The organism is Arthrobacter sp. zg-Y877, from assembly GCF_030373105.1.
Classification (GTDB): domain Bacteria; phylum Actinomycetota; class Actinomycetes; order Actinomycetales; family Micrococcaceae; genus Arthrobacter_B.
In genome coordinates, this window is the sequence record NZ_JAUCPU010000003.1 from 386311 (window position 1) to 411997 (window position 25687).

Annotated in this window: 25 protein-coding genes; 12 read left to right on the forward strand and 13 right to left on the reverse strand. The window is 65.1% G+C overall.

Annotated features, from left to right (window positions below):
• Positions 1 to 51: 51 nt before the first annotated feature.
• Together QNO03_RS09260 and QNO03_RS09265 are read right to left on the reverse strand one after the other, a co-directional pair.
• Complete coding sequence (locus QNO03_RS09260; RefSeq protein ID WP_289603060.1) at positions 52 to 522, reverse strand: acyl-CoA thioesterase; 471 nt, start codon at positions 520 to 522, stop codon at positions 52 to 54.
• A gap of 47 nt (positions 523 to 569) precedes the next feature.
• Positions 570 to 1559: an LLM class flavin-dependent oxidoreductase gene (locus QNO03_RS09265; protein ID WP_229949476.1), complete on the reverse strand. Its 990-nt coding sequence runs from the start codon at positions 1557 to 1559 to the stop codon at positions 570 to 572.
• Positions 1560 to 1738: 179 nt separating this feature from the next.
• Between QNO03_RS09265 and QNO03_RS09270 the strand changes: the two genes are divergently transcribed.
• The gene (locus QNO03_RS09270; RefSeq protein WP_289603061.1) at positions 1739 to 2464 is read left to right on the forward strand and encodes a DUF72 domain-containing protein; all 726 of its coding nucleotides are present in this window, start codon (positions 1739 to 1741) and stop codon (positions 2462 to 2464) included.
• A 30-nt stretch (positions 2465 to 2494) separates the two neighbouring features.
• On the opposite strand, the gene QNO03_RS09275 is transcribed toward QNO03_RS09270, so the two are convergent.
• Together QNO03_RS09275 and QNO03_RS09280 are read right to left on the reverse strand one after the other, a co-directional pair.
• Positions 2495 to 3457 carry an L-lactate dehydrogenase gene (locus QNO03_RS09275; protein WP_289603062.1) on the reverse strand — a complete coding sequence of 321 codons (963 nt, stop codon included), beginning with the start codon at positions 3455 to 3457 and terminating at the stop codon, positions 2495 to 2497.
• 168 nt (positions 3458 to 3625) lie between these two features.
• Positions 3626 to 5437: a gamma-glutamyltransferase family protein gene (locus QNO03_RS09280; protein ID WP_289603063.1), complete on the reverse strand. Its 1812-nt coding sequence runs from the start codon at positions 5435 to 5437 to the stop codon at positions 3626 to 3628.
• Positions 5438 to 5559: 122 nt separating this feature from the next.
• On the opposite strand from QNO03_RS09280, the gene QNO03_RS09285 reads away from it, so the two are divergent.
• From QNO03_RS09285 to QNO03_RS09300, 4 genes are all read left to right on the forward strand, one after another.
• Entirely contained in the window at positions 5560 to 6288 is a 729-nt protein-coding gene (locus QNO03_RS09285; protein WP_502874573.1) for a YoaK family protein, read from the forward strand.
• A gap of 124 nt (positions 6289 to 6412) precedes the next feature.
• Positions 6413 to 8152, forward strand: a complete 1740-nt coding sequence (locus QNO03_RS09290) for an L-lactate permease (RefSeq protein WP_289603065.1) — start codon at positions 6413 to 6415, stop codon at positions 8150 to 8152.
• A 380-nt stretch (positions 8153 to 8532) separates the two neighbouring features.
• Positions 8533 to 9366 carry an alpha/beta hydrolase gene (locus QNO03_RS09295; RefSeq protein ID WP_289603066.1) on the forward strand — a complete coding sequence of 278 codons (834 nt, stop codon included), beginning with the start codon at positions 8533 to 8535 and terminating at the stop codon, positions 9364 to 9366.
• Between the two features lie 138 nt (positions 9367 to 9504).
• Complete coding sequence (locus QNO03_RS09300; protein WP_289603067.1) at positions 9505 to 10950, forward strand: DUF5129 domain-containing protein; 1446 nt, start codon at positions 9505 to 9507, stop codon at positions 10948 to 10950.
• Positions 10951 to 10973: 23 nt separating this feature from the next.
• On the opposite strand, the gene QNO03_RS09305 is transcribed toward QNO03_RS09300, so the two are convergent.
• The 3 genes from QNO03_RS09305 to QNO03_RS09315 are packed head-to-tail and all read right to left on the reverse strand — an operon-like array spanning position 10974 to position 13926.
• Positions 10974 to 11591: a LutC/YkgG family protein gene (locus QNO03_RS09305; RefSeq protein ID WP_289603068.1), complete on the reverse strand. Its 618-nt coding sequence runs from the start codon at positions 11589 to 11591 to the stop codon at positions 10974 to 10976.
• On the reverse strand, positions 11588 to 13105 hold the full coding sequence (locus tag QNO03_RS09310; RefSeq protein WP_289603069.1) for a LutB/LldF family L-lactate oxidation iron-sulfur protein: 1518 nt from the start codon (positions 13103 to 13105) through the stop codon (positions 11588 to 11590). Before QNO03_RS09310 ends, QNO03_RS09305 begins: the two co-directional genes overlap by 4 nt.
• Positions 13105 to 13926 (reverse strand): (Fe-S)-binding protein, encoded by an 822-nt coding sequence (locus tag QNO03_RS09315; RefSeq protein WP_289603070.1) that lies wholly within the window; start codon positions 13924 to 13926, stop codon positions 13105 to 13107. Before QNO03_RS09315 ends, QNO03_RS09310 begins: the two co-directional genes overlap by 1 nt.
• A gap of 228 nt (positions 13927 to 14154) precedes the next feature.
• On the opposite strand from QNO03_RS09315, the gene QNO03_RS09320 reads away from it, so the two are divergent.
• On the forward strand, positions 14155 to 14916 hold the full coding sequence (locus QNO03_RS09320; protein WP_289603071.1) for a FadR/GntR family transcriptional regulator: 762 nt from the start codon (positions 14155 to 14157) through the stop codon (positions 14914 to 14916).
• Positions 14917 to 14959: 43 nt separating this feature from the next.
• Here QNO03_RS09320 and QNO03_RS09325 read toward each other — a convergent pair whose 3' ends face one another.
• Complete coding sequence (locus tag QNO03_RS09325) at positions 14960 to 16147, reverse strand: CaiB/BaiF CoA transferase family protein (protein WP_289603072.1); 1188 nt, start codon at positions 16145 to 16147, stop codon at positions 14960 to 14962.
• 3 nt (positions 16148 to 16150) lie between these two features.
• Positions 16151 to 17002: an enoyl-CoA hydratase-related protein gene (locus QNO03_RS09330; protein ID WP_289603073.1), complete on the reverse strand. Its 852-nt coding sequence runs from the start codon at positions 17000 to 17002 to the stop codon at positions 16151 to 16153.
• A gap of 177 nt (positions 17003 to 17179) precedes the next feature.
• Here QNO03_RS09330 and QNO03_RS09335 point away from each other — a divergent pair, with 177 nt between their 5' ends.
• On the forward strand, positions 17180 to 18628 hold the full coding sequence (locus tag QNO03_RS09335) for a GntP family permease (RefSeq protein WP_289603074.1): 1449 nt from the start codon (positions 17180 to 17182) through the stop codon (positions 18626 to 18628).
• A gap of 133 nt (positions 18629 to 18761) precedes the next feature.
• Here QNO03_RS09335 and QNO03_RS09340 read toward each other — a convergent pair whose 3' ends face one another.
• Complete coding sequence (locus QNO03_RS09340) at positions 18762 to 19154, reverse strand: VOC family protein (RefSeq protein ID WP_289603075.1); 393 nt, start codon at positions 19152 to 19154, stop codon at positions 18762 to 18764.
• A 126-nt stretch (positions 19155 to 19280) separates the two neighbouring features.
• Between QNO03_RS09340 and QNO03_RS09345 the strand changes: the two genes are divergently transcribed.
• Genes QNO03_RS09345 through QNO03_RS09360 form a run of 4 tightly spaced genes read left to right on the forward strand, consistent with a single transcriptional unit; the run spans position 19281 to position 23127 of the window.
• Positions 19281 to 20171 carry an aldo/keto reductase gene (locus QNO03_RS09345; RefSeq protein WP_289603076.1) on the forward strand — a complete coding sequence of 297 codons (891 nt, stop codon included), beginning with the start codon at positions 19281 to 19283 and terminating at the stop codon, positions 20169 to 20171.
• Positions 20172 to 20214: 43 nt separating this feature from the next.
• A complete protein-coding gene (locus tag QNO03_RS09350) occupies positions 20215 to 20916 on the forward strand; it encodes a type 1 glutamine amidotransferase domain-containing protein (protein ID WP_289603077.1) in 702 nt (233 codons plus the stop codon).
• Between the two features lie 3 nt (positions 20917 to 20919).
• A complete protein-coding gene (locus QNO03_RS09355) occupies positions 20920 to 21768 on the forward strand; it encodes an NAD-dependent epimerase/dehydratase family protein (RefSeq protein ID WP_289603078.1) in 849 nt (282 codons plus the stop codon).
• Positions 21769 to 21804: 36 nt separating this feature from the next.
• Complete coding sequence (locus QNO03_RS09360) at positions 21805 to 23127, forward strand: multidrug effflux MFS transporter (protein WP_289603079.1); 1323 nt, start codon at positions 21805 to 21807, stop codon at positions 23125 to 23127.
• Positions 23128 to 23148: 21 nt separating this feature from the next.
• Here QNO03_RS09360 and QNO03_RS09365 read toward each other — a convergent pair whose 3' ends face one another.
• The 3 genes from QNO03_RS09365 to QNO03_RS09375 all read right to left on the reverse strand — a co-directional run bounded on the left by QNO03_RS09365 (position 23149) and on the right by QNO03_RS09375 (position 24999).
• Complete coding sequence (locus QNO03_RS09365) at positions 23149 to 23604, reverse strand: DUF3817 domain-containing protein (RefSeq protein WP_289603080.1); 456 nt, start codon at positions 23602 to 23604, stop codon at positions 23149 to 23151.
• 185 nt (positions 23605 to 23789) lie between these two features.
• On the reverse strand, positions 23790 to 23999 hold the full coding sequence (locus QNO03_RS09370; RefSeq protein ID WP_289603081.1) for a hypothetical protein: 210 nt from the start codon (positions 23997 to 23999) through the stop codon (positions 23790 to 23792).
• Between the two features lie 79 nt (positions 24000 to 24078).
• Positions 24079 to 24999 (reverse strand): DUF5996 family protein, encoded by a 921-nt coding sequence (locus QNO03_RS09375; RefSeq protein WP_289603082.1) that lies wholly within the window; start codon positions 24997 to 24999, stop codon positions 24079 to 24081.
• A 144-nt stretch (positions 25000 to 25143) separates the two neighbouring features.
• Here QNO03_RS09375 and QNO03_RS09380 point away from each other — a divergent pair, with 144 nt between their 5' ends.
• Positions 25144 to 25533, forward strand: a complete 390-nt coding sequence (locus tag QNO03_RS09380) for a VOC family protein (protein ID WP_289603083.1) — start codon at positions 25144 to 25146, stop codon at positions 25531 to 25533.
• The last annotated feature ends 154 nt before the right edge of the window (positions 25534 to 25687 follow it).

The following is a 25687-nucleotide window of genomic DNA, read 5'->3' on the forward strand; positions in this document are numbered from 1 at the left end:
GCCGTGCTCAGCCGATCACAGGGCCCGGCTGCAGGAACCCGGGTGTGGGCCTCAGGCGAAGACGGAAGCTCCCGTGTGGGCGGCTGCCATCTCCCGCTGGGCCGGCGTCAGCCGCTGCAGGGCGCCGGTAGCGCCGTCGACGAAGGCCAGGGTGGTCTCGGCGCGCACACAGGCCTGGTGCGTCGCCGGATCGTGGATGACGTAGGCGATCGTCAGGCTGGCGCCCTTGACCGCGCTGATCCAGACGTCGACGTCGGCGGGGATGTTCCGGTAGGTCAGTTCCGCCACGTACCGGACACGGTGTTCCACCACGAGGGACTGCGTGCCGGGCGGAACATCGGTGAACAGCGGGACGGCAGGTTCCCGTCCGGGCCCTCCCGTTCCGCCGGGAGGGCCGAAGGCATGCACGCGTGCTTCCTCGAGCATGCGGACAATCTCAACATTGTTGATATGCCCGTAGGCATCCATATCTCCCCAGCGCATGCTGACGGAACAGGAGATGATCTGGGGGCTGGAACTCATCCTTCATATCTAGCACAGGGTTTCCGGTCCCCCGGGAGGGGCAATGCTCAGGAACGGACCGGCAGGGCGGCGTCCGCGAGCAGCCGGAAGGAAAGCAGCCGTGATTCGAGTGTGGCGGTCTGCGTGGCGACGATCAGCTCATCGGCCTGCGCGTGCCCGGCGAACCAGTCGAGGTAGTCCCGGACTTCCTCGGGGTTGCCAACAGCGGAGTAGCGGCCCATCTGCTTGACCTGCTGGCCGCCCGGCGACTGCAGGATGGCGTCCGCCTCTTCGTCGGTGAAGGTGCGGTCCCGGCCGAAGAGCTGGGTTACCCGGCGGCGCTGCGAATCCTCGAACATCTGCTTGGCTTCCTCGCTGGTTTCGGCGGCCACGACATTCACGCCGGCGATGACGTACGGCTCGGCCAGCTGCGCCGAGGGCTTGAAGTCGCGGCGGTAGATGGTGACGGCGTCCTGCAGTGCCTGCGGCGCGAAGTGCGAGGCAAAGGAGTACGGCAGGCCCAGGGCGGCGGCAAGCTTGGCACCGAAGAGGGAGGAACCCAGGATGTACAGCGGCACGTTGGTGCCGGCACCCGGCGTCGCATGGATACCCGGGATCAGGGTGTTGCCGGTCAGGTAGCCCTGCAGTTCCTGCACGTCCTGCGGGAAGCTGTCCGAGGACATCGGGTCGCGGCGCAGCGCACGCATGGTCTTCTGGTCGCTGCCGGGGGCACGGCCCAGGCCCAGGTCGATGCGGCCCGGGAACAGGGTTTCCAACGTGCCGAACTGCTCCGCAATGGTCAGGGGCGCATGGTTCGGCAGCATAACTCCGCCGGCTCCGAGCCGGATGCTTTCGGTGTGCGCGGCAATGTAGCCGATCAGCACACTGGTGGCGGAGGAGGCAATGGTCGGCATGTTGTGGTGCTCGGCGTACCAGATGCGGGTGTAGCCGAGAGCTTCCGCTTCCCGCGCCAGCGCCAGGGAGGAAGCGAAGGAATCACGTGCGCTCTCGCCCTCATCGATGATGGCGAGATCGAGAATGGAGAGCGGAACAGTCATGGGAGTGCGTGCCTTTCAGTTGCTTGTGCACCGGGCCTTTTTGTCCGGGCACGCTAGATGCAACCGCAGCAGCACCCGGCTTATTTCACGCGCGCGGACCGGGCCGCCAAAAGTTACCTCACACCGCTCCCCCGCGTAGCCACCGCGGGGCCTGCCCGGAGACCGTTAGTTTGGATGGTGTGAGCATCCATATCGGGACATCAGGCTGGGCCTACAACCACTGGCGCAATGTGCTGTACCCCAAGGGCGTGCCGTCACGGCTGTGGCTGGAAAAATACGCGGAGGAATTCGACACCGTGGAGCTGAACGGAAGTTTCTACCGCTGGCCCCGCGAGGAAGCCTTCGCCGCCTACCGAGACCGACTGCCGGAAGGGTACGTCTTTTCGGTCAAGGCGCCCCGCGGGCTCACCCATGCCCAGAAGCTGCGGGATCCGGACGAGTGGATCGGACGCATCCAGCGCTGCTTCGTCGAACTGCGCGACCGCAGCGGTGTGTTCCTGCTCCAGCTCTCCCCCGATATGGAGCGCGACGACGACCGGCTGGAGTATGTTCTGGCGAACCTCCCGAAGGAGATCCGCGTCGCCGTAGAGTTCCGCCATGACAGCTGGAACTCCGAAGACGTCTTCCGCCTGCTGGAACGGCACGGTGCCGCCTACACGGTGATGAGCGGTGCACACCTGCCCTGCACGCTGCGCGCCACCGCGCCCTTCGTGTATGTCCGCCTGCACGGCCCGGACCCGGAACACCTCTACGTCGGTTCCTACTCCGAGCAGGACCTGCAGTGGTGGGCGGACCGGATCCGCGAATGGGAATCCGCGGGCAGGGACGTCTACGCCTACTTCAACAACGACCTCGAAGGCCATGCAGTCCGCAATGCCCGGCGGCTGCGGGAGCTGCTGGCGTAAGCGGGGAGCTGCGGGCCAGCCTTCGGCGGGTCAGATCCCCAGCGAGTCCAGCGTGCTGTGCAGGGTTTCCGCGGAGGCCATGAGTTTTCCGCGCTCGGTCTCATCCAGCGGCATCTCGAGCATCTTGTAGACGCCGTTGTGGCCCACGATCGATGGCAGGGACAGCGCAACACCGCTTATCCCGTACTCCCCGTCCAGCGTGGCCGCCACCGGCAGTACTGCGTTTTCCGCGTTCAGCACCGCCTCGACAATCCGCACTCCAGCCAGGCCGATCGCGTAGTTCGTGGCGCCCTTTCCCTCGATCACCTTGTAGGCGGCGTTGACGACGTCGTCCGTGGCGGCGGCGAGGAACGCGTCGGTAAACACCTGCCGGCCGCTGATTTCCCATTCCCGGATGGGCACGGGCCCGATGGTGGCGTTGGACCACACCGGGAACTCCGTGTCCCCGTGTTCGCCGATGATGGTTGCATGCACGCTGGTCATCAGCACGTGTGCTTCGCGGGCCAGCAGCAGCCGCAGCCGGGAGGTATCCAGGACCGTGCCGGAGGAGAAGATCCGGTTGCGCGGTAGTCCGGCTATCTTCTGTGCAGCAACGGCAAGCACGTCTGCCGGGTTGGTCACCATGATGTACACGGCGTCCGGCGCCTGTCCCATCAGCTGCGGCATCAGCTTCTCCAGGATCCGCACGTTGGCGCCAGCCAGGTCAAGCCGGCTCTGGCCCGGCTGCTGGCGGGCTCCGGCCGTAATAACGATGACGTCGGATCCGGCCAGATCCTCAATATTTCCGCCGCCGGTCACGGTATTGGCGCCTGTGAACTGGGTGCCGTGGGCAAGATCGAGGCCTTCGGCTCCGGCCCGTTCGGCATCGATATCGTAAATGGCGATCTGGCGGGCAGTGTCCCGGATGATAGCCGCGTAGGCCAGCGATGTGCCGACGCTTCCGGCTCCCACGATTCCAAGTTTGGTGACGGGTCGGGTGGTGATATTGGCCATGGCCAAGCCTCGCTCACAGTAGGAGGAACCCCTCTTGAACTATAGGTTCCCGCCCCCGGGAACGGAACGGAAGAGCCGCTTGAACGCACCGGCAGAGCCACCCCAGCCCCGGGAACGGCCCACGTCCGGGAAGCGCCGAACCGGCTGTCCCGGACGCGCAGCGGTCCCTCAACGCCCGGCGGCATACCCCTGCGCGCCACGGGGGTTCGCCGCGGCCTGCAGCAGGCCTGAGCCGGGATCGCGCAGCACTGAGGAAAGCCTTCCCAGGGCCCAGTCCCCGGCCCGGGTCACCACGTGGCCGCGGGCCTGAAGCCCGGCGATGACGTCCTCCCCCAGCCGGTCCTCAACCACCGCACCGCCCGGTGTCCAGGTGCGGGGGAAGAACGACCCGGGAATGGATGTGGTGTGCAGTGCGGGGGCGTCAATGGCCTGCTGCGGGGTGTATCCGCCAACAATGGTGCGCAGCAGGTACAGCAGCTGCCATTGGTCCTGCTGGTCCCCGCCGGGTGAGCCCAGTGCCACGACCGGCTGGCCGTCCTTCAGGACGAGGGTGGGGGTCAGCGTGGTGCGCGGCCGCTTCCCCGGGGTCAGCGTGGACGGTGCCCCCGCTTCCAGCCAGGTCATCTGCAGCCGCGAGCCCAGGCAGAAACCCAGGTCCGGGATGGTCGGGGAGGACTGCAGCCAGCCGCCCGACGGGGTTGCGGAAACCATGTTCCCCCAGCGGTCCACGACGTCGATATGGCAGGTGTCCCCGAGGGTCTCGCCCGTGGGCATCACGGTGGGTTCCCCGACACCGGCGAAGCCAGCGCCGCCGTCGGCCAGGGCCGGCGGCAGGTATTCGGTGCGCAGCGGCGGCACGAAGGCCGTGTGGCCGGGCACCGTTCCGGGACGGAACTCGTGGGAAGCCGTGTCGGTGATCAGGGCACGGCGGCCGGCGGCGTATTCCTCGCTGAGCAGGTAGTCCAGCGGCACCGGCGCGTCGCCGTAGTAGGCCTCGCGGTCCGCGATGGCGAGCTTCTGGGCCTCCAGGATGGTGTGTGCACCCAATGCGGAGGACGGGTCCAGCCGGTCGTCGTCGAAACCGGCAAGGATGGCCAGGGTCTGCAGCAGCGCGGGTCCCTGCCCCCACGCACCGGTCTTGGCAATGGTGTAACCGCGGAAGTCGAAGGTGACGGCAGGTTCAAAGCCGGCTTCGAAACCGGCGAAGTCGGCCGTGCTGATGACACCGGCATGGTCGGTGCCCGAGGAGTGGCGGTGCGGCGCGGCAACAAAGTCTACGGCGGCGCGCGCAACAAAGCCCGTCCGCCATTCGCGCCGGGCGGCGTCGATGCGTTCGGCCCGCGTACCCGTGCCCGGACCGGCCAGCACCAGCCGCTCCAATACCGATGCGTAGGCCTGGTTGTGGATGATTTCGCCTTCGCGCGGCGCCCGGCCTTCCGGCATCCACTGCGCAGCCGAAGTGGGCCAGTGTTCGGTGAACAGCTCGGCAACGGACTCGACAGTGGCGCCGACCCTTGCCAGGACGGGGTGGCCGTTGCGGGCGTAGCCGATAGCGAAGGCCAGGACATCGGCCAGTTCCCAGGTGCCGTGGTCCCGAAGCAACAGCAGCCAGGCGTCGACGGCGGCGGGAACCGCTGCGGCGAGCGCACCGGCACCGGGCACCAGTTCCAGCCCTTCGGCTAGATAATGCTCCCGCGTGGCAGCAGCCGGGGCGGGCCCTTGTCCCATCAGCACCACCGGGTCTGCGGGATGCTCGGCCGTCACGAAAACACCGGTCATGTCGCCGCCCGGCCCGTTCAGGTGCGGTTCCACGATGTGCAGCACAAAACCGCCTGCAACGGCGGCGTCGAACGCGTTTCCGCCGCGCTCCAGCACCGCCTGGGCCGAGGCCGTGGCAAGCCAGTGCGTGGAGGCGCTCATGCCGAAGGTGCCCTGCAGGGTGGGCCGGGTGGTGAAGGGATCGGGTGCTGTAAAGGTCATGGGGGCAGCTTTCGGCCGGTAACTGGGTCAGGGGAATCCTTGCATTATTCGCATCCGGTTTTGAATACAATCGGACTTCCACCACGCGTTCGTCTACACGGACGGTGCCCGCCCAAGGAGACATGCCGCCAGTGAAGCGACTTAACGCAGTACCGACCGACCGCGTGCATTTGTGGCTGATGCTGGCCCTGACCTTTTCCACCGGGGTCGTCGACGCCGTGGGGTACTTGGGCCTGGACCGGGTCTTCACCGGAAACATGACGGGCAACGTGGTGCTGCTGGGCATGGCCTTCGCCGGCGGAGCCAACCTGCCGATCCTGCGCCCGGTCCTGGCACTGGTCTTCTTTATGCTGGGCGCTGCCCTTGCCGGGCGGATGCTGCGCAAGGGACCGGAAGGCTGGTCCCTCCGCACCTCCGTTTCGCTGATGGTGGTGGCGGGCATCATTACCGCGCTGGCCGTGTTTACGGCAGTGGCGGACGTCCAGGGCATCAGCGTGCTGGGGAGCATCACGACGTCGGCGCTCGCCACCGCCATGGGCATACAGGCCGCGACCGCCAAGCGTTTGAAGGTTGCGGAGATCACCACCGTAGTAGTGACCTCCACGATCACCGGACTGGCTTCCGATTCGCGCCTCGCAGGCGGGAACAGCCAGTACTGGGTGCGCCGGGCCCTGGCCATCGCGCTGATCCTCCTCGGCGCCGTCGCCGGTGCTGCGGCCCTGAACGTGGGGCTCTGGCTGGGGCTGGCACTTTCCGCTGTCATCTCGATCCTGGTGGCCGCGGCGGGCTATCTGCGGCACCACCGGGAACGCACCGCCGGGAACGCGGCCCCGGCGTCGGGCAGCGTATAGCCGGCTGACCCCCTCTGCCGGGCGTCCGGGGGGTTACCTGCAGGGAACACCGCCGTACGCTTAAGTAGCGCTTGTTCCAGTGCTTCCCCGGTTGAGCCGGTCAGTAGCCGGCGCGGAGGTCTTTATGGACAGCTTTACTCCCAGCACCTCCCCCGTCCTGAACAGTGTGGCGTTGTCCGCCCTGGTGGCCCTGCTGCCGCTGTTGACGTTCTTCTTCCTGCTGGCCTTCGCGAAGACCCGCGCCTATGTTGCCGGCGGATGGGCACTGCTGGTGGCCCTCGCCGTCGGCGTCCTGGGGTTCGGCATGCCGATAGGCCTGGCCCTGCTCTCCGCGACGCAGGGTGCGGCGTTCGGACTGTTCCCGGTGGTCTGGATCATCGTGATGGCCGTCTGGCTGTACCAGGTGACCGTGCTGAGCGGCCGGTTCGAGGACCTGCGCCGCGTCTTCGATGCGATTGGCGGCGGAGACCTTCGGGTCCAGGCCATCCTGGTGGCCTTCTGTTTCGGCGGCCTCCTGGAGGCCCTGGCCGGATTCGGTGCGCCGGTGGCCATCACCGTGACCATGCTGCTGGCCCTGGGCATCGCCCCGATCCGCGCTGCGACTGCGGTGCTGGTGGCCAACACCGCTCCGGTGGCCTTCGGCGCCCTGGCCATCCCCATCACCACCGCCGCCAACCTGACCAACTACACCGGCGAGGAGATCGGCGCGGTGGTCGGCAGGCAGACGCCGGTGCTCGCCGTCTTCGTCCCGTTGATTCTCCTGTTCATCCTGGACGGACGCCGGGGCCTGCGGGACTGCTGGCCCGTCGCCCTTTTTACCGGCGTCGTATTCTCCGTCTTCCAGTTCCTCTGCTCGAATTACTTCTCCTACGAGCTCACCGATATCGTGGCCTCCCTTGTCGCGATGCTAGCCGCCGTCGGCTTCCTGCGGTTCTGGCATCCACGCAACGGAGCGGAGGCCGACCAGCGGATGAAGGCCGAGCTGGCCGAAGCGCGGGCCGACGGCTGGACACCGGCCGGCTCCGGCGCGGGCTCAGATATGCTCACCTCCGCCGACGACACCGCGGCGGACCGCCTGACCCCATCCCGGGCCTGGATGGCCCTGTTCCCCTACGTGGCGGTGATCGTCATCTTCGGGTTCGTGAACCTGTGGACGCTCGGCATCGACGTGCCCGCGGCGCTGGCGAAAACCAACATCGAGATCCCCTGGCCGGTGCTGCACGAAGCACTGCTGGACAGCAACGGCCAGACCCAGTCCTCCACCATCTACTCGTTCGAATGGCTGATCAGCCCGGGCACCCTGCTGCTGATCACCGGCCTGATCGTGGCGCTGGTCTACTCACGCTTCAACGAAAACGGCCGGTATCCGCTGAGTATGGGCGCGGCTGTCCGGGAGATCTGGACGACGGCGGTGCGGATGCGTTCGGCGGCGCTGACCATCCTGGGGGTCCTGGCCCTGGCCTACGTGATGAACTTTTCCGGGCAGACGGTGTCCATCGGCACCTGGCTGGCGGGCACCGGCGCGTTCTTCGCCTTCCTCTCCCCCGTGCTCGGCTGGATCGGTACGGCGGTGACCGGTTCCGATACCTCGGCAAACGCCCTGTTCGCCAAGCTGCAGCAGACCGCCGGGATTGAAGCCGGCCTGGATCCCCAGCTGATGGTCGCTGCCAACACCGGCGGCGGTGTGATGGGCAAGCTCATCAGTCCGCAGAACCTCGCCATCGGTGCCGCAGCCGTGAACATGAGCGGCCAGGAATCGGTGCTGCTGCGCAAGGTGATCGGCTGGAGCGTGCTGCTGCTGTTGGCCCTGTGCATCCTGGTCTTCCTGCAGTCCACCCCGGTCCTGGAGTGGATGCTGCCCTAGCAACTGGCTGCGCAGGTTAGGCCTCGGGGCCAGGGGTTCCTCACCCTGTGGCGGCGGGCACATCCAGCCATGAGATGCCACACGGGCACCCCGGGAGAACGCGTTGCCTGCGGGCAAACTGGAAAATGGCACCCTTAGGCCGGCCCTAATTTAAAAACGTGAAAGTCCTGTCGCTGCCGGCAGCGGGGCTTCTGGCCGGGGCGGCCGCCGTTGCCGGAACCGTTGCCGCCGCCACTTTGCAGCGCGACCCCCGGCCCTCAGCCCTGTTGATCCGCGGAGTATTCTCTGGTGCCGGAAAGTTTCAATCGCACAGGGTCGGACCGCACCTTACGAAGGGGAGCATCACCGGCCATCGCGGGCTGCAGTATCTGGGTTCCGCAGTGAACCCCACCCTGGATCTCTTCCTGCCCACCGAGGCAAGGAAACCGCTGCCCGTGGTGGTGTGGGTCCATGGCGGTGCCTGGATCTCGGGGTCGAAGAAGGACGTGGAACCCTACCTGCGGGTCCTCGCCGGTTACGGCTATGCCGTGGTGGGTGTTGGGTACACCATCTCGCCCAAGGCCTGTTATCCGACGGCGGTCCGGGAACTGAACACTGCCTTGGGCTATCTGCGCGAACACGCAGACAAGTACGGGCTGGACCCGGACCGGGTTGTCCTGGCCGGAGACTCAGCGGGAGCCCAGCTTGCAGCACAACTGGCCCTGGGGATCACGAACCCCGACTATGCCCGCCGCACCGGCATTACTCCCGCCGCGGCACCGGAGCACCTGCGCGGGATCCTGCTGAATTGCGGGGTCTACGACTTCGAGTCCGTTGCCAAGCTCAACGGCGTTTTCGGGTGGGGGTTGAGGAAGGCGTTGTGGGCCTACACCGGATCCAAGGACTGGGCTTCCACCTCCGCCGCAGAACACATGTCCATCTTTGACCACGTGAATCCAGACTTTCCTCCCACGTATATTTCCGGAGGCAACGGTGACCCACTGACCGCTGACCAGTCCCTCCCCCTTGCCGACCGGCTGGAGGAGCTGGGGGTCCCGGTGACCCGCAGATTCTGGCCGGAGGACTACAAGCCTGCCCTCGGCCACGAGTACCAGTTCCGGCTGGACCGGCCGGAAGCACGCGAGGTACTGGAGGAAACTATCGGGTTCCTGGACGCGGTGACTTCGGCTTCGGCGCAGTCCGCCCTGCAGGAGCACAACGAACTCACGGCCTAGCGGAGGCTTCGCCGTACCGCACCACACCCGCCGTCGTCGTCGGGGCACGAAGGCGGCACGGCGGTTTGCGGTGCCTGTACCGGCCGGGCGGAGGAGCAGTTAGGATCGGGGCACCACGCTTCACGACGAGGGGGGACCTTGCGCCGCGTACTCACTGCCCTGCTGTTTCTGATGTCTGCCTTCCTTTTGGGCATCCCGCCCGCCGCAGCGGTGACGCCGACAGGAGTGGTTGTCGAGGACACCGCCGGGGTGCTGGACGCCAACACACTGCTGCCGGCGATCGAGGACATTGAGTTCCGCGACCCCACCACTGTGGCCGTATATACCTACAACGGCAGCGGGAGCGCGAACCTGAATGAGGACGTTCTGAGCTTCGCCCGTGCCGAGCACCCGGAGTGGCTCAGCGAGGACGGACAGAAATGGGCAGACGGGCTGTTCATCTTTGCCTTGGATCCCGTGGGACGCCATATCGGCACCTACTTCGGTGAAGACCGGAAGATTTCCCTGGACCAGCAGGAAGACATCCGCGAAGAGGTCACTGATCTTTTCCGCGAAGCCCAGTGGACCGGCGGCACCATAGCCGCAACCGAGGAAGCCGCCGAACTGATCAACCAGCCCTGGTACGCCTCTGACGGTTTCATCGGAGCGTCGGTTGTGGGCGGTGTAGCGGTGCTGGCAGGCGCAGGGGTCGGTGTTGGAGTCCGGCGCCACCGCGGGGCCAAGAACACCAAGCTGCTGAAAGAAGCGGACGCCGCCTATTCCAGCGTGACGCGGGATCTGGAAGCCACCGAGGTGAACGCCCAGACCATTCCCTCCGAATCGACGTACGGAGCCAAGGTCCTGGAGCAGTACCGCACCTTCAGAACCCGCTACAACGCCGCTACCAGGCAAAACAACGCAGCTCATGACCTACCGGCGAAGGACCTGCGGAAGCGCAGCAGCACCGCCGTCATCGAGGACTACGCGGACACGGCAATGGAGCTGGATGGCCTGGATGACGTCATTGCGGACACGAATTCCCTACTCAACAAGGCACACGGGTGGGAGCGGGCCTGGGACCGGCAGGTTGCTCCGTTCGAAGCCGACCTGGCCAAACTCGACGATCTCCTGGACTCCAAGGAGGGTCAGAAGGACTCCTCGACCGCCGCCGCGCTCGTCGCGTTCCGGGGCCGGGTACGGCAGGACGTGCAGACCTGGGCAGCCGAGCTCTCGGAGGGAAGCATCAACCCCGAAACTGCCCTGGACCGGCTGCGCGATGCCCGGAGCGAGCTTTCGGATCTGTTGAAGAACCACTCCGAAACGGTGATTGCCGGGTACGCGAAAAACGACAAGGAACGCGACCTGATGCGCGAAGCCCTGGAGAAGAAGGGCGCCCGCCGGCCCGGCAGCCGGGAGGGCTACCAACCCTCCATCCTGGATACGGCCTTCCCCTACTACGCCTTCTACACGGTGGGCACCTTTAATACCGGTCTTGAAACCGGCACCACGGAAATCAGCTCGGCGCGGGGAGAGTCCAGCAGCACCACGGGCTACGGCAGCACCGGGGGAAGCTTCTCCGGTGCGGGGAGTTCCGGCAGCTTCTAGGGGTATTCATCCCGTGCTCCGCGTCAGCGGACAATAACCACGTCCAACCTCCGCGGGCCGTGCACACCTTCCACACGCTCGAGTTCAATGTCGCTGGTGGCGCTCGGACCGCTGATCCAGGTCAACGGATGGGTGACGTCGAGCCGCCGCACCGCCTCCGGCAGCACTCCGGCTATGTCACCTGCCTTCACTATGCAGACGTGGTGGTCCGGGATCAGGGAGCAGGCCCGCCGGCCCTGGCCAGGGCTGCCGTCCAGGATGATGGTCCCCGTTTCAGCCACCGCCGCCGCGCTGCCGGTCACCACAGCATCGATGCCGTCCAGCTCCTCCACGCTCAGCGGTTCCTGGGGTGAATCCACCACCCGCCCCGGAACCAGAGCCGTCCAGCGCTCATCCAGTCCCGCAGGAACCACGTAGGACTTCTCTCCAGCCAGCAGCTCGGCAACCCGGGTCGGGAGCGAGGCTTCATCCACCACGCTGACCCCGGCCTTGTAATCCAGCAGCCGGTCGCTGAGCAGTTCGATGAGTTCGTCCTCGCTCATGCCTGAGGTGTGCCGGTACTTCCGGGGAATCTCCGGCGCTTCGGGCGAATCATGGAGGGCCGCCCGGAGCCGGTCCAGGATTTCCGTACGCGCGCTCATGCCTTCTCTTCCAATTCGGTGTGCTCTTCCGACCCAGGATCGTGATGCTCTTTCGCCCACCAATCCCGGAAGGACTGCGCGGGCGGAGCCGGGATGTCCCGGCTCTGGGTCCACCCGGCCGCCATGCCGGGAAGTTTCTTGATCTTCCGGTCCGGTCCGGCCGCCAGCTTCCCCAACGGCAGTGCTTTTTCCGCCAGGGCCATCCGGCGGCCCGAGCCCATCACCCAGGAAGCAGCCTTCATGGCGACGTCCATCTGTCCCGGCACCTTCGTGGTCCCGCGGCGGCTCTCCACATCCTCCGAGCGCAGATGGACCAGGATCTCCGGAATGTTGATCTTCACCGGGCAGGCGTCGTAGCAGGCACCACACAGCGAGGACGCATACGGCAGGGACGCATTCTCCTCAGACGTAATCCCGGTCAGCAGCGGCGACAGGATGGCACCGATGGGTCCGGGATAGGTGGAGCCGTATGCGTGGCCACCGGTGCGCTCATACACCGGGCAGACATTCATGCAGGCACTGCAGCGGATGCAGTGCAGGGCCGAACGTCCCATCTCGTCGGCGAGCGCCGCGCTGCGCCCGTTGTCCAGCAGCACCAGGTGCACGTTCTGCGGGCCGTCTCCTTCGGTCACCCCGGTCCACAGCGAGGTGTACGGGTTCATCCGCTCCCCCGTGGAGGAACGCGGCAGCAGCTGCATAAACACTTCCAGATCCGTCGCCGAGGGCAGCAGCTTTTCCACTCCCATGACGGTGATCAGGGTTTCCGGCAGAGTCAGGCACATCCGGCCGTTGCCCTCGGATTCGACGACGGCGAGCGTGCCGGTGTCCGCCAGCGCAAAGTTGGCGCCGGAAATGGCGACCTTCGCGGAGAGGAACTTCCGGCGCAGGTGCTGCCGGGCGGCTTCGGCCAGCCGTGCCGGGGTATCGGTGAGTCCCGGATCGACGTCGGGCATCTCCCGCAGGAAAATCTCCCGGATCTGGGCGCGGTTCTTATGGATGGCCGGCACGAGGATGTGGCTGGGTTTGTCATGGTCCAGCTGGACGATCAGCTCCGCCAAGTCGGTTTCTAACGCGGAAATGCCCTGCTCTTCGAGGTACTCGTTGAGGCCGATTTCCTGCGTGGCCATGGACTTTACCTTGACCACTTCGTCCACGCCTGCGTCCCGGATCAGGTCGCGGACAATCCCGTTGGCCTCATCGGCGTCCCGTGCCCAGTGGATGATGCCGCCGCGGGCCGTGAAGTTCTTTTCGAATTCTTCCAGCAGCTCGGGCAGCCTCGCCATGACCGACGCCTTGATGGCACTGCCTGCCTCGCGCAGGTCTTCCCAGTCCGGCAGTTCGGCCACCACGCGCAGCCGCTTGTCCCGGATCGTGTGCGTGGCGTGGCCGAGGTTGGCCCGCAGCTGCGCGTTGCCCAGTTCCCGCTTGGCGGCTGCTGGAAATGCTTCGGATGCGTGGAGGTTCCCGTCACCGTAGACGGGCAGCCCCGGCATGCCAAGGTAAGTGGAGCTCATCAGCCGGCCTTTCCGGTGGTGTGGGCCGTTTTCCGGGCCGGACCGCGAAGCGCATCCGGGGCGGGAGCAGGGTTGTCACGGGTGCTGGCCAGTATTTCGGCGAAGTGGAGGGTGGAGATGGTGCTGCCCTGCCGGGACAGCCCGCCGCCAATGTGCATCAGGCACGATGCGTCCCCGCCGGCACAGAGCTCCGCACCGGTGGCGGCGATGTTCGCGTTTTTATCCGCCAGCATGGCGGAAGACACATCTGCGTTCTTCATGGAAAAGGTGCCGCCGAAGCCGCAGCACTGATCCGCTTCGGGCAGCGGTTCCAGCTCCACTCCCTCCACGGTACGGAGCAGATCCGCCTGCCGGTCCCCCAGCCGCAGCAGCCGCATGCCGTGGCAGCTGGGGTGGTAGGTGATCCGGTGCGGATACCAGGAGCCCAGCTGTGCGGCGGCATCCGTCACGCCCAGGACATCAGTCAGCAGGGCGGAGAGTTCGTAGGTCCGGGCGCCGACGGCGGTGGCCCGGGTTTCGAGGTCCGCGTCGCCGACGGAGCGGGCCAGCATCGCATGCTGATGCTTGACCGAGGCGACGCAGGAACCCGAAGGTGCCACGGCGACGTCGTAATCCTGGGCTTCGAAGGCCTCCACATGGTTGCGGACCACCGGCACCGCTTCCGGGAAGTACCCGGAGTTCAGGTGCATCTGCCCGCAGCAGGCCTGACCTGCCGGGAACACAACGTCGTGGCCCAGCCGTTCCAGAATCGATACAGTGGCGCGCGCGGTGGAGGGGTACATCGCATCCACGATGCAGGTGGCGAACAGTGCAATCTTCATGGCTGCCTTTCGGAGAAGCGCAACGCCTCAAAACTTGTGGTCTGACCATAGTATGCATGTAACGCCCGCCACACCAAGCCCCCTGTGCCGCCAGCTGGGTCACAGACTAACCGCATCATTTAGACGCCTTCAAGGCTCCGCCCCCGCCCGTGGATACGCCTCACAAACCAACGATTTTGCAGGAGTGTTGACGTTCAGCCTTTCGCACCCGCATGGCAGGATAACTACGTGACCGAGAATCCGCGCCGCAGCTACGACCTGCTATTGGAGAACATCGAAGCCGACCTCCGCTCGGGGGCCATTCGCTTGGGCGACCAGCTGCCGGGTGAACGGACTCTGGCCGAAACTTACGGCATTTCCCGCGCCTCGGTGCGCGAAGGAATCAGGATCCTGGACGCCATGGGGGTGCTGCGGTCATCATCCGGCTCCGGCCCTAAATCGGGCGCAATCATCATCAGTGAGCCCTCTGCCGGCCTGTCATCTGCCCTGCGCCTGCATATGGCCAGCCACCGGCTGCCGGTGGCGGACATCGTGCAGACCCGCGTGCTGCTGGAGACCTGGGCTGCCCAAAGCGCCGCAGACAGGACGACCCACGACACCGCCGAGGCATCCCTGGCCGAGGCCGCCGGCCTATTGGAGGCCATGGATGCTCCAGACATTGGTCGGGAGAACTTCCATCTTCTCGATGCCCAGTTCCACGTAGTACTGACATCCCTGGCGGGCAACGCCGTTATTGAAGCCATGATGGCATCCCTCAGAAGTGCAATCAGCGGGTATGTTGCCGATGCGGTTGCACTAATGGAGAACTGGCCCGAGGTCATGGGCGTGCTGCAGGCCCAGCACCATGAGATTTACGACGCCGTCTTAGCGCAGCGCGGTGCAGACGCTGCCAGGCTGCTGCGTGAGCACATCGAATGGTTCTACGCGCAGGTACCGGCGGAGCAAAAACCGGGGCCGGCCGGAGCCGGCGCCCGGCCAGCGGAGCAGTAGCCCCACGGAAGTGCGGACCATCGCCGCGTGATGGCGGCAGGTGTCAGAGCCGCTGCAGGATCCCTGCTGCAGCCAGCTCTGCAATCTGCTCTTCGCTGTAGCCCAGCCCGGACAGCACTTCCTCGTTGTGCTCTCCCAGCACTGGAGGCGGCAACCGCAGCCACGGCTCATCACCGGTCACTGCCGGACGCCCCAAAACGCTCATTTCACCCAGCGCAGAGTGCTTCACTGTTTCCGCCAGTTTCAATTCGGCAGCAATAGGGTGGGAGTAGACCTCGTCAATATCCAGAACCTCTCCGCAGGGCACTCCCGCAGCACTAATATGGCCTATCCAGTAAGAGGTGGAGTTGGTGGTCAGCACCTCTTCCATCAACCGGCGCAGCTCCAGCTTGTTCTGCAGCCGAAGCGCATTGGTGGAGAAGTCCGGATGGTCGCCGAGCTCGACCAAACCCAATGCCTCGCACAATTGGCGCCACATCTTTTCATTGCCCGACGCGATCGTCACGTATCCGTCGGCCGTCCGGAAAGTTCCCTGAGGAAAGAGGAGCGGGTGGTCATTGCCTTCCCTGCCGGCAACGATGCCCATCGAAAGGTACTTCTGGGCCTGGTAGGTAAGCAGGAAGTTCGCCGACTGCATTAGTGAAGTACTGACGAGCCCACCGGCACCGGTGCGGACCCGCTCCTGGAGCTTGGAGACAATGGCGAAGGACGCGATCAGGCCCGTCACCGTGTCGGCGATGGGTACTCCGACCCGGAGCGGGCCGGTCTCCTCCGTTCCGGTGACGCCCATCAGGCCGCTCATGCCCTGCGCGTTCTGGTCAAAGCCGGCCATGTCGACCCCGAGGGTACCGCTTCCGAATCCGGAAATTGAACAATAAACCAGTCCAGGATTGGCGGCCAAGAGGGTCTCCGGCCCCAGCCCCATCTTCTCCATTGTGCCGGGCTTGAAGTTCTCAATAATGACGTCGGAATCCAATGCCAGCTTCTTGACTATTTCCAGCGACTCCGGAGAGCGCAGGTTCAGAGCCAGAGACTTTTTGTTCCGGTTCGCTGACATGAAGTACACGCTGTGGCCGTCGAGGAAGGGCCCCGACTGCCTGGAAGGATCACCGACAGGCAGTGACTCAACTTTGATGACGTCGGCACCTTGATCGCCAAGCATCATGCTGGCCGTTGGGCCAGCGATATACCGCGACAGGTCGAGCACGCGAACTCCGGATAACGTCCCCATAATCTAAAGCTTCCTCTCGAATCCAAAATCCGGGCTTCGTTTTTCGATAAATGCATTGAAACCCTCGCGCAGGCCGTCGCCTCCATACGCGGCCTGCATTAGGTCCTGCAACTGGTCCGTGCGCCGTTCGTCAAAACCCTCAGCCAAATCCGTGACAACTTTTGCAGCCCGCATCGTCGTTGGACGTGACGCAGTAATGGTTCCCGTCAGGGCAGCCAGGTGGTTCCACAGGTCAGCTGCGGAGACTACTTCGTCAACCAGCCCTAGGCGGGCGCTTTCGCCGGCATCGAACAGCCGCCCGGAGAACAACACCCGTTTCAACCCATTTACCCCAATATGCCGAACGATGTACTTTGCTTCCGTCACGCCGAGGACAACACCGAGCCGCCCGATGGGGATACCGATCTGCGCATCGTCCGCGGCAATCCTAAGATCGCAGGCATGCGAGAGTTCACAACCACCTCCCACAGCGAAGCCCTGAATGGCAGCGAGGGTAGGAAATTCAAGTCCGGCCAACAGACGCAACGTGCGGGACAGCTGCGCGTTGTACCTTCCGGCGGTCTCCAAATCGTGCCGCTCAACGGGGAACTCACTGATGTCCGCCCCGGCGGCAAACGCCTGGCGGCCTGCTCCCCTCATGACGAGGGCTGATACTCCCCGGTCAGTCGACAACGCCCGGAAAATATCCTCCAACTCCGCCCACATGGACAGGTTCAGGGCATTCCTGCGGCTGGTATTGGAAATGACCACTACCGCCACTTCTCCGAGCCTGTGCAGGGCAACGCCCGGAGCCTCCGAGGATTCATTGTCGATGAGCTCCATCAGGCCCAGGAAACTCTCTGATGACTGGTCCATTGGGCACCCTTCGCTCCGTTGTGAATTTCGCAAAAGCACCTCTGTTGCGTATGTCACATTAGATGCTAGCGTATGGTCTTACCACAGGCAATCTAGTGACTCACATCACTTACCCGTGGTTCATGACCACCTTTGAAGCCGTCACTGCGGCGCGCTACCTAATGACTGGACGGACCTATGGACAACGGTTTGTTACTACTTCACACGGCGATCACGATCGTGGGCATCATCGTTCTGATCGTTAAGCTAAAGGTGCATCCGGCATATGCGCTGATCTTTGGAATCCTCTACCTCGGCATCGCGGCCGGGCTTGGACTCACAGGAACCTTGGAAGCCCTCACCGGAGGGTTCGGTGAAATTCTTGCAAAGATCGGTCTCCTGATTGCATTTGGAATCACCATGGGAACGGCGCTGTCTGAAATGGGGGCAATCGACCGCATCGTTAAGTCGCTCCTGAGAATATTTGGCAAGCAGCGCTCCCCTTATGCTCTCGGAGTCACTGCAGGGACCGCACTTCAGGCCATCTTTGCCGACGTCATGCTGGTAGTCACCGCTCCCGTCGCCCGGGGCCTCGCGCGGAACATCGGGCGAAACGGAATTCCGCGCGTCGCTGCGGCGCTGGTCTGCGGGATCCTGGTGGGCCTGGTCATGATGATTCCCAGCGTCGGTTCGCTGGCTCTCTCCGGGGTAATCGGCATCCCCTTGTGGCGCTATCTCCTTTTCGGCACCGCGATCGGCGTGGTAACTATCATCGCCACGATTTTCCTGATGAACCTCCTCATCAGCCATACCCGGTTTTGGAACGCAGCAACCGACGAAGACTGGGAGGTTATGGACAAGCTCGACGCGGCGTCTGCAGAAGAGACCTTCCCCGCTGCGCCGGTCACCGGCGCTTCATCTTCACCTGATTCTGTTACCGGAGGATCCGAGAGCCGGACCGCGGTTCTGCCTGGAACAGCAAAGGCTTCCACAGCTCGGCCCCTGCCACCCATTTGGCTGAGCCTCACTCCCCTGGTGCTCACCCTGGTGCTCGTCGCTCTCGGCTCGTTGGCCGATGTCTTCGGGATCGAAGTCGATGCACTAGCCTTCTTTGCTGATCCCACTATCGCCCTTCTACTGGGGTCCTTCGTCTCGCTCATGATCGTCCTGGGCTATAAGGGACAGGACGGGGTCAAACGCGCATTGGACTCTTCCTTCACTAACTTGGGCGAGGTTCTGGTGCTGACCGGGCTGGGCGGGTCCCTTGCAAGCCTGGTGAAAGTGACAGGTCTGGGCGACGTCCTGGCCGACTTCTTTTCCGCCAGCGCCGGTCCGCCTATCCTCCTGGCGTGGTTGATCGCAGTAGTCCTGCACGTGGCAATTGGATCCGTCAGCGTAGCGGCGATCACGTCGGCGGGTATCTTGGCTCCCGTTGCTGCCATGGGAACCATAGATCCCATCCTGATAGCCCTAGCCGCCGGCGCCGGGTCCGTATTCTTCATGACGGTGCACAGCAACTTTTTCTGGATGTCAAAGAACCTTCTGGGTCAAACAACTAAAGGCGCAGTGAAGATTGTCGGCGTGACTACATCGCTGGCCTCAGTGATCGGGCTGGCAGCTGTCCTTCTGCTTGGAATTTTCCTGTAGCCCGCGCAAGCGATTCAAGCCTGGGACAGGGATCCAGGACCGCCGCGGCGCCAGCCTTTTCCGACAGGTGAGCGCCGCGGCAGCCAACCGGGCGGCACCGGCGGGCAGGGACCGCCAGCGGTGGTGGGGATCCTTATAAGGACTCGGACGGCAGTGTGGGAGGAATCTCCGGAAGCTCCTGCAGCGACCACTGGTTGCCGTCCGGGTCGCTGAAGTACACGAAGGTGCCCCAGTCCAGCGGGGTAATCTCGCTCGCGGCCACACCGTGGTTCACCAGGTGCTGCCGGGCATCGGCAGCGCTTGGCACCACCACCTGGATCCGCTGGGTGCCTGGAACCATATCGGTGGTGCCGGGGCCGATGACCACGGAGCAGGCGGAGCCGGGCGGCGTCAGCTGCACAAAACGCAGGTTTTCATCCACCCGTTCATCAAAGTCGGCGTTGAAGCCCACCTGGTCCACGTAGAAGTTTTTGGAGGCGTCGACGTCGGACACCGGCACGGGGACAAGCTCGATTTTCCAGTCCATCCCCACAAGCTAGGCCCTCCCGGGCCCCGCCAATAGCCCCTTTCCGGACAGGAACAGTCCGGAGGCTGCGTGCAGAACTAAGGCTGCTGAGGAATAAACCCGGACGCACCGTCTGTTGACGCCTATATGACTGATACGACGGAAACTTCCCCCGCCCTGTCCCCCACCATCGATTTGAAGGACCTGGGCACCGTACACCGCCTGGGCTTCGGCGCCATGCGCATTGTGGGACCCGGCGTCTGGGGCGAACCGGAAAGCCGCGGAACCGCCGTCGACGTGGTGCGCCGCGCCGTCGAGCTGGGCGTCGACTTCATCGACACCGCCGACTCCTACGGACCGAACATCAGCGAAGAAATCATCGCCGAAGCGATCTACCCGTACCCCGACGGCGTCCGCATCGCCACCAAGGTGGGCTTCGTCCGCACCGGCCCGGACGTCTGGGTTCCGGTGGGCCGCCCCGAGTACCTGCGCCAGCAGACCGAACTCGCCCTGCGCAAGCTGAAGGTCGACTCCCTGGACCTGCTGCAGCTGCACCGCATCGACCCCAAGGTTGATCCCGAAGAGCAGTTCGCCGTCCTGCGCGACCTCCAGCAGGAGGGCAAGGTCAAGGCCCTCGGCCTGTCCCAGGTTTCCGTTGAGGAGCTGAAGGCAGCTGCGAAGTTCTTCACCGTCTCCACCGTGCAGAACCGCTACAACCTCACCGACCGTTCCTCCGAGGACGTGCTCAAGTACGCCGAGGACAACGGCATCGGCTTCATCCCGTGGGCACCGATTTCCGCCGGCGAGCTGGCCCAGCCGGGCGGCCCCGTGGACGAAGCCGCCAAGCGCCTGAACGCCAGCGCCTCCCAGGTTGCCCTGGCCTGGCTGCTGCGCCGCTCCCCCGTGATGATGCCGATCCCGGGCACCGGCTCCATCGCCCACCTCGAGGACAACCTGGGTGCTGCGAACATTTCACTCGACGACGCCACCTTCGCCGAACTGGACGCCGCCGGCGCCGCAGCCGCCCCGGCCAAGTAACAACACTTTCGGCTTTTCCCGCCAAGCAGAGGAGATAGAACGCATGGCAAATATCCTGATGGTTGTATCCGCAGCAGACTCCCTCACCATGAAGGACGGCAGCGAACACCCCACCGGCTACTGGGCCGAAGAACTGGTTGAATCGCACCGCGTGCTGCACGAGGCCGGACACACCGTCCGCATCGCCACCCCCGGCGGCGCCAAGCCCACCGTAGACCAGGTCTCCCTGGCCCCCGAGTCGGCCGGCAGCGTGGAAAAGGCCGCAGCCTTCACGCAGTACATCTCCTTCATCGACGCCGAGCTCTCCTCGCCGCTGGTGCTCGCCGACGCGGATACCGCGGAGTACGACGCCGTAGTGATGCCGGGCGGGCACGGCCCCATGGCGGACCTTGCGTTCGACAAGGACATGGGCCGGATCCTCATTGAGGCCGATGCCGCGGGCAAGATCATTGCCCCGTTCTGCCACGGCCCGGCCGGTCTCCTGGCTGCCGAGACCGAGGACGGCGAATTCATCTTCGCCGGCCGCAAGCTCACCGTCTTCACGGACGAGGAAGAGCTCAACGGCGGCACCGGGGAGAACACCCCCTGGTTCGTGGAGGAAGTCCTGCGGAACAAGGGCGCCGAGATCGAGACCGGCCCGGCCTGGACCAGCTACGTGGTCCGCGACCGCAACCTGATCTCCGGCCAGAACCCCCAGTCCAGCGAGGATGTGGCCAAGGCCGTCATCTCCGCCCTGGCTGAGTAGGACATGACGGTCCTGATCGCCGGCTGCGGCGATCTGGGCACGGAAGCCGGCCTGCGGTTCGCTGCGGCCGGCTTTTCCGTGCTGGGCTGGCGCCGCTCGCCGGAGAAACTGCCGGCGGAGATCACCGGCTCCGCAGTAGACCTGACCGCAGGGAACCTTCCGCGCATCCCGGGGGATACCGACGTCGTCGTGATTGCGGTGGCCGCCGATGAACGGACCGAGGCGGCCTACCGCGCGGCCTACCTCACCGGTACCGCGAACGTCCTGGACGCCCTGGAGCGCGACGGCGTGCAGCCGCGGCGCATCCTCTTCGTCTCCTCCACCGCGGTGTACGGCGACGCCGACGGCGGCGAGGTGGACGAGGAAACGCCGGCCGCCCCGGCGTCGGCCACCGGTGCCGTGATCCTCGAGGCCGAGCAGCTGCTGCACTCCCGGCGGTCCGACGCGGTGGTGCTGCGCTTATCCGGCATTTACGGGCCGGGACGCACCCGGCTGATCGACTCCGTCACCGCAGGAACCGCCGTCGTCCCGGCACAGACCCAGCTGACCAACCGGATCCACCGGGACGACGCCGCCGCCGCCATCGTGCACCTCACCACCCGGGTTTCCGCTCCCGCGCCCCTGTATGTTGGAGTGGATATGGAGCCGGTGGAGCTGGCAGATGTGCTCGGATTCCTGGCCGCCGAACTGGGCCGGCAACTGCCGCCCGCAAGCGAAACGTCCACCAGCCGCGGCGGCAACCGCAGGCTGAGCAACCGGCGGCTGCGCGGCACGGGATTCGAGTTTGCCTACCCCACGTACCGGGAAGGCTACCGCGCCGTGCTGGCTGGAGCCGGCGTCCGGCACCCGTAAGGATTTAGAAAACCGCAACCCGCACCAGGAGTGCCTGTGAGCGATACCCCGCCCGAAACTGGAACACGAAACCGCACTGCAGCCCGCACGAGCATCAAGTACATCCTGATGCTCGGTGCCCTGGCTGCGCTCCCGGCGGTGACCACCGACATGTACCTTCCGGCGCTGCCGGAGGTAGCCGAGGACCTGCACACCAGCGCCGCCGCGGCGCAGTTCACCCTCTCCGGCACGCTGCTTGGTGCCGCCGTCGGGCAGTTGGTGATCGGTCCGTTCTCGGACCGCTTCGGCCGGCGCCTGCCGCTGATCATCGGCATTGCCCTGCACGTGGTGGTGTCGCTGCTGTGTTTCCTCGCGCCCAACATCGGGGCGCTGATTGTGCTGCGCCTGCTGCAGGGCTTCTTCAACGCCGCCGCCGGCGTGGTGGCCCTGGCCGTGGTGCGGGACCGGTTCACCGGATCCTCCGCAGCCGCGATGCTTTCCCGGCTGATGCTGATCATCGGTCTGGCCCCACTGCTGGCCCCCACCATCGGGCAGGCGGTTTCCGGGCTGTGGAACTGGCGTGCCGTGTTCCTCGCTCTGGCCCTGATCGGGGTCGTCCTCGGAGCAATTGTCCTGAAGTGGATGCCCGAAACCCTGCCGCCGGAACGCCGCCGGACCAAGGGCGGTGCCAGTACGTTCAGCGGCTTCCGGGTCCTGCTCAAGGACCGGCAGTTCCTGGCGCTGGCTACGATTCCGGGCCTGGGTATGGCCGTGATTATGAGCTACGTGGTGGGTTCACCGTTCGTCTTCCAGGACGAATACGGGCTCAGCCCGGCGCAGTACGCCGCCGTGTTCGCGATCAACGGCGTCGGCATGGTTATTTCCGCCCAGCTCAATGCCTGGCTCGTGGGCCGCTATAACCCCTTGGGAATCCTGCGGCTCGCTGTGCTCCTGCTGCTGGGCCTGGCCATGCTGCTGCCGGTGATCGTACTCACCGGTCTGGGCGGCGTCGCCGGCCTGACCGCCGGCCTGTGGCTGGTCCTAGGCATGCACGGCTTCATTGCCTCGAACTCCTCCATCCTCGCCCTGAACAACTACGGCCACATGGCCGGCAGTGCCGCAGCGCTGATCGGTGCGCTGCAGGTGGGCCTGGCCGGGATCATCAGCCCGCTGGTCGGGATCCTGGGCGGCGGCGCCATGGCCATGGTTTCGGTGATCATCGGCTGTGCCGTCCTGATCGTCCTCATCCTGGCGACGGGGACGACGGCGTACCGCGGGGGACGTACCAACCGTCCGGACCGGCGTCGGCTGCGTCCCGGTGGTAAGCCCAGTGCAGAGCCAGGCGCCGCCGGTGCCGCCCCGCTGCCCGCGGAGTCCTAGCGGTTATCCCCTTCGGAACAGTTATCCCTGAGGAACCGGCGGGCCCAGGTACAGCAGGACGCTGAAGACCACGGCAACGGCCACCAGCGCCACGATCCCCGCGACGATGGGCCGCCGCAGGACGAGGGCCGAGACCCGGTCCACGGCGTTGGTGGGCTCGTCGCCGCCCGGTGCCATCCGCCAGCCGCCCTTCAGCAGGCCGCGGCGGTCCACGGACTTTTCGAAGGGAATGGTGGCCCACGGGATCACTGTGGTGGCCAGTCCGAGGATGCCGGTGCGTGCCGGCCATTTCTGGTTGGCCCAGACAAACAGGGTGACCACGCCGTACGCGAGGAACACGAAGCCGTGCAGGCCGCCGAAGATGGGCGTGAGGGCTTCGAAGTCCAGCACGTACTTGGCGAACATGCCGATCAGGAGCAGGGTCCAGGTCACGGCTTCGGCCAGTGCGAGGCTGCGGAACAGTTTGCGGGGTGACATCGGGGTCTTTCGGTGGGGTGCGGTTGCTGTTCAGCATCGTATCCCGGCCGCTCGCGCCGGACCCCACCGAAACGTCCGGTGCGAGGAAGATCAACCTGTCGGCGAACGGGCTGTTAACTCCCGCCGGGGGGTGCGGCGGCGGGGACGGCCGCGTCTGGCCGCCGTCCCCTCCGGGTGGGAACCTGCTAGACCGTTTCGTGCTCCGGTTCAGCGTCTGCCGCGCGTCGGTCATCCCGGCGGTGGCGCAGATGCTGCACTGCGCTGACGGCCAGCGCCACCACGAGCACCAGGTAGAGGGTGACGGTGATCGGGCTGCCGACCAGGATGCCCAGATCCCCTTCGGACACGGCCAGCGCCCGCCGCATAGCCCGCGACCACACGAGGACGCCCGGCAAATCCGCCTGAAACTCCTCCGTGAGGGAGCGCTTCGGCAGCCGCTTCCTCCGTTCACCCGCTGGCTGCGCCGTTCACCCGCTAGCTGCGGTCCGGCCTCTCGTAATTCAGCGGTTCGGTGATCCATTCGATCCCGCTCCACCTATCCATCCGCTGCACGATGTCGAAGGTGGTGCGGCAGAAATCCACTACTGCCCGCTGCGGATCGGCGTAGGAGAACGCGTCCTTGAGTGTAAGGAAGAATTCGCTGGATGTGGTGCGGAATTCGGCTTTATCCGGGGCCAGCATGCTGCCGTAGCTACCGATGTTGGCGAGGAACGGATACGGCATTGCGTAAAACGCGGGTTCCGGAGCGGACGGGTCCCCCGGCCAGAAACCCAATTCGCAGAATCTTTCGTCGAAGCAGTTCACGGCAATGACGCCGTTTCCGGGGTACGGCTCGGACTGGCCGCTGAAGATGGTTCCGGAAAGGTCCATGGTGCCGAACCAGTACGACGGCGCGAAGACCTTCCCCCGCACCGGTCCTAGGAACTGGGTGAGGCAGCGGTGCGCGAAATGCAGGTTGTCCAGGAACAGCTCCACCGCGTGTTTGTCATACGTGGAGTGTTTGGTGTCGGAGTCGAAAGGCACCGGATCATAGAATTCCTGCGGCTCGGTGTTGATGCTGGTGGGCGCCTCGATGAATTCCAGTGCCCCCATCAGTTGGCGGTAGAAGTCGGCCACACTGAGCCCGTCGCTGAGCTCGATCCGGGTGCGGATGTAGTTGCTGTTCTGGACGTCCACGTGGTGCTGGCGCAGGTTGAAATAGATCTCGAAGTTCGTGTCCGGGCCGGGGATGATGCCGGTGCCGATCCCCTGGACGGTCAGCGGCATCCGCACGTGGCCCCACTCCGGTTCCGGGTAGCTGCGTTCCAGTTTCACCTTGCCTGCCACCTGCAGGTACAGGTGCAGGGTGTCGGCGGTGGCCTGCCAGTCCGGATAGGTGAGGAAGTTCTTGTCCATGGGAAAGCGCCTTCGGTGGGGTGCAGCTTGGGCGGACAGTGAACGTGCTTGCTCTCAGTGTGAAACCCGGTCCCGGAGCCGTCAACGGAACCTTCTGGCACAATTCGGTTCATTACTGCAATCAGTGAACACTCGGGGGAATTCATGCGGCTTCACCATGTACAGGTTTCAATACCCAAGGGCGGGGAAGACCAGGCCCGACGCTTTTACGGCGAGGGCTTGGGCCTGACCGAGGTGGCAAAACCGCCGTCGCTCGCCGGGCGGGGAGGCTGCTGGTTCCGGGCGTTCGACGCCGACACGGTGGCGGCCGAAATCCATCTCGGAGTGGACTCCCCTTTTATTCCGGCGCAGAAGGCGCACCCGGCCTTGGTGCTGGAATCCTCGGACGCACTTGTGGAACTCGGGGCCCGGCTCTCACTGGAGGGCTACGAGGTTTCCTGGGCCGACCGGTACACCTTCGAGGGTTACGAGCGGTTCCACTGCAGGGACCCGTTCGGGAACCGGGTGGAAATCCTTTCACCACCTGCGGACTGAATGCGTAGGGCGTCGAAACTCAGGGAAAAGTGCCCCTCGATCGACGGGATTGGCAGGCAGGTAATCGCGTTCAAAAGACAGGTATTTCCAGTTTTTGTGATGGCCGTTTTGGGCCTGTTTTTGGGCCGGAAATGTCAGTGCGGGATGAAATCCT

Excerpts from the sequence above, each read along its gene's own strand:
- QNO03_RS09260 (WP_289603060.1), bottom strand. The coding sequence starts at position 522 with ATGAGTTCCAGCCCCCAGATCATCTCCTGTTCCGTCAGCATGCGCTGG.
- QNO03_RS09265 (WP_229949476.1), bottom strand. The coding sequence starts at position 1,559 with ATGACTGTTCCGCTCTCCATTCTCGATCTCGCCATCATCGATGAGGGC.
- QNO03_RS09275 (WP_289603062.1), bottom strand. The coding sequence starts at position 3,457 with ATGGCCAATATCACCACCCGACCCGTCACCAAACTTGGAATCGTGGGA.
- QNO03_RS09280 (WP_289603063.1), bottom strand. The coding sequence starts at position 5,437 with ATGACCTTTACAGCACCCGATCCCTTCACCACCCGGCCCACCCTGCAG.
- QNO03_RS09285 (WP_502874573.1), top strand. The coding sequence starts at position 5,560 with ATGCCGCCAGTGAAGCGACTTAACGCAGTACCGACCGACCGCGTGCAT.
- QNO03_RS09290 (WP_289603065.1), top strand. The coding sequence starts at position 6,413 with ATGGACAGCTTTACTCCCAGCACCTCCCCCGTCCTGAACAGTGTGGCG.
- QNO03_RS09305 (WP_289603068.1), bottom strand. The coding sequence starts at position 11,591 with ATGAGCGCGCGTACGGAAATCCTGGACCGGCTCCGGGCGGCCCTCCAT.
- QNO03_RS09310 (WP_289603069.1), bottom strand. The coding sequence starts at position 13,105 with ATGAGCTCCACTTACCTTGGCATGCCGGGGCTGCCCGTCTACGGTGAC.
- QNO03_RS09315 (WP_289603070.1), bottom strand. The coding sequence starts at position 13,926 with ATGAAGATTGCACTGTTCGCCACCTGCATCGTGGATGCGATGTACCCC.
- QNO03_RS09325 (WP_289603072.1), bottom strand. The coding sequence starts at position 16,147 with ATGGGGACGTTATCCGGAGTTCGCGTGCTCGACCTGTCGCGGTATATC.
- QNO03_RS09330 (WP_289603073.1), bottom strand. The coding sequence starts at position 17,002 with ATGGACCAGTCATCAGAGAGTTTCCTGGGCCTGATGGAGCTCATCGAC.
- QNO03_RS09335 (WP_289603074.1), top strand. The coding sequence starts at position 17,180 with ATGGACAACGGTTTGTTACTACTTCACACGGCGATCACGATCGTGGGC.
- QNO03_RS09340 (WP_289603075.1), bottom strand. The coding sequence starts at position 19,154 with ATGGACTGGAAAATCGAGCTTGTCCCCGTGCCGGTGTCCGACGTCGAC.
- QNO03_RS09345 (WP_289603076.1), top strand. The coding sequence starts at position 19,281 with ATGACTGATACGACGGAAACTTCCCCCGCCCTGTCCCCCACCATCGAT.
- QNO03_RS09350 (WP_289603077.1), top strand. The coding sequence starts at position 20,215 with ATGGCAAATATCCTGATGGTTGTATCCGCAGCAGACTCCCTCACCATG.
- QNO03_RS09355 (WP_289603078.1), top strand. The coding sequence starts at position 20,920 with ATGACGGTCCTGATCGCCGGCTGCGGCGATCTGGGCACGGAAGCCGGC.
- QNO03_RS09365 (WP_289603080.1), bottom strand. The coding sequence starts at position 23,604 with ATGTCACCCCGCAAACTGTTCCGCAGCCTCGCACTGGCCGAAGCCGTG.
- QNO03_RS09375 (WP_289603082.1), bottom strand. The coding sequence starts at position 24,999 with ATGGACAAGAACTTCCTCACCTATCCGGACTGGCAGGCCACCGCCGAC.
- QNO03_RS09380 (WP_289603083.1), top strand. The coding sequence starts at position 25,144 with ATGCGGCTTCACCATGTACAGGTTTCAATACCCAAGGGCGGGGAAGAC.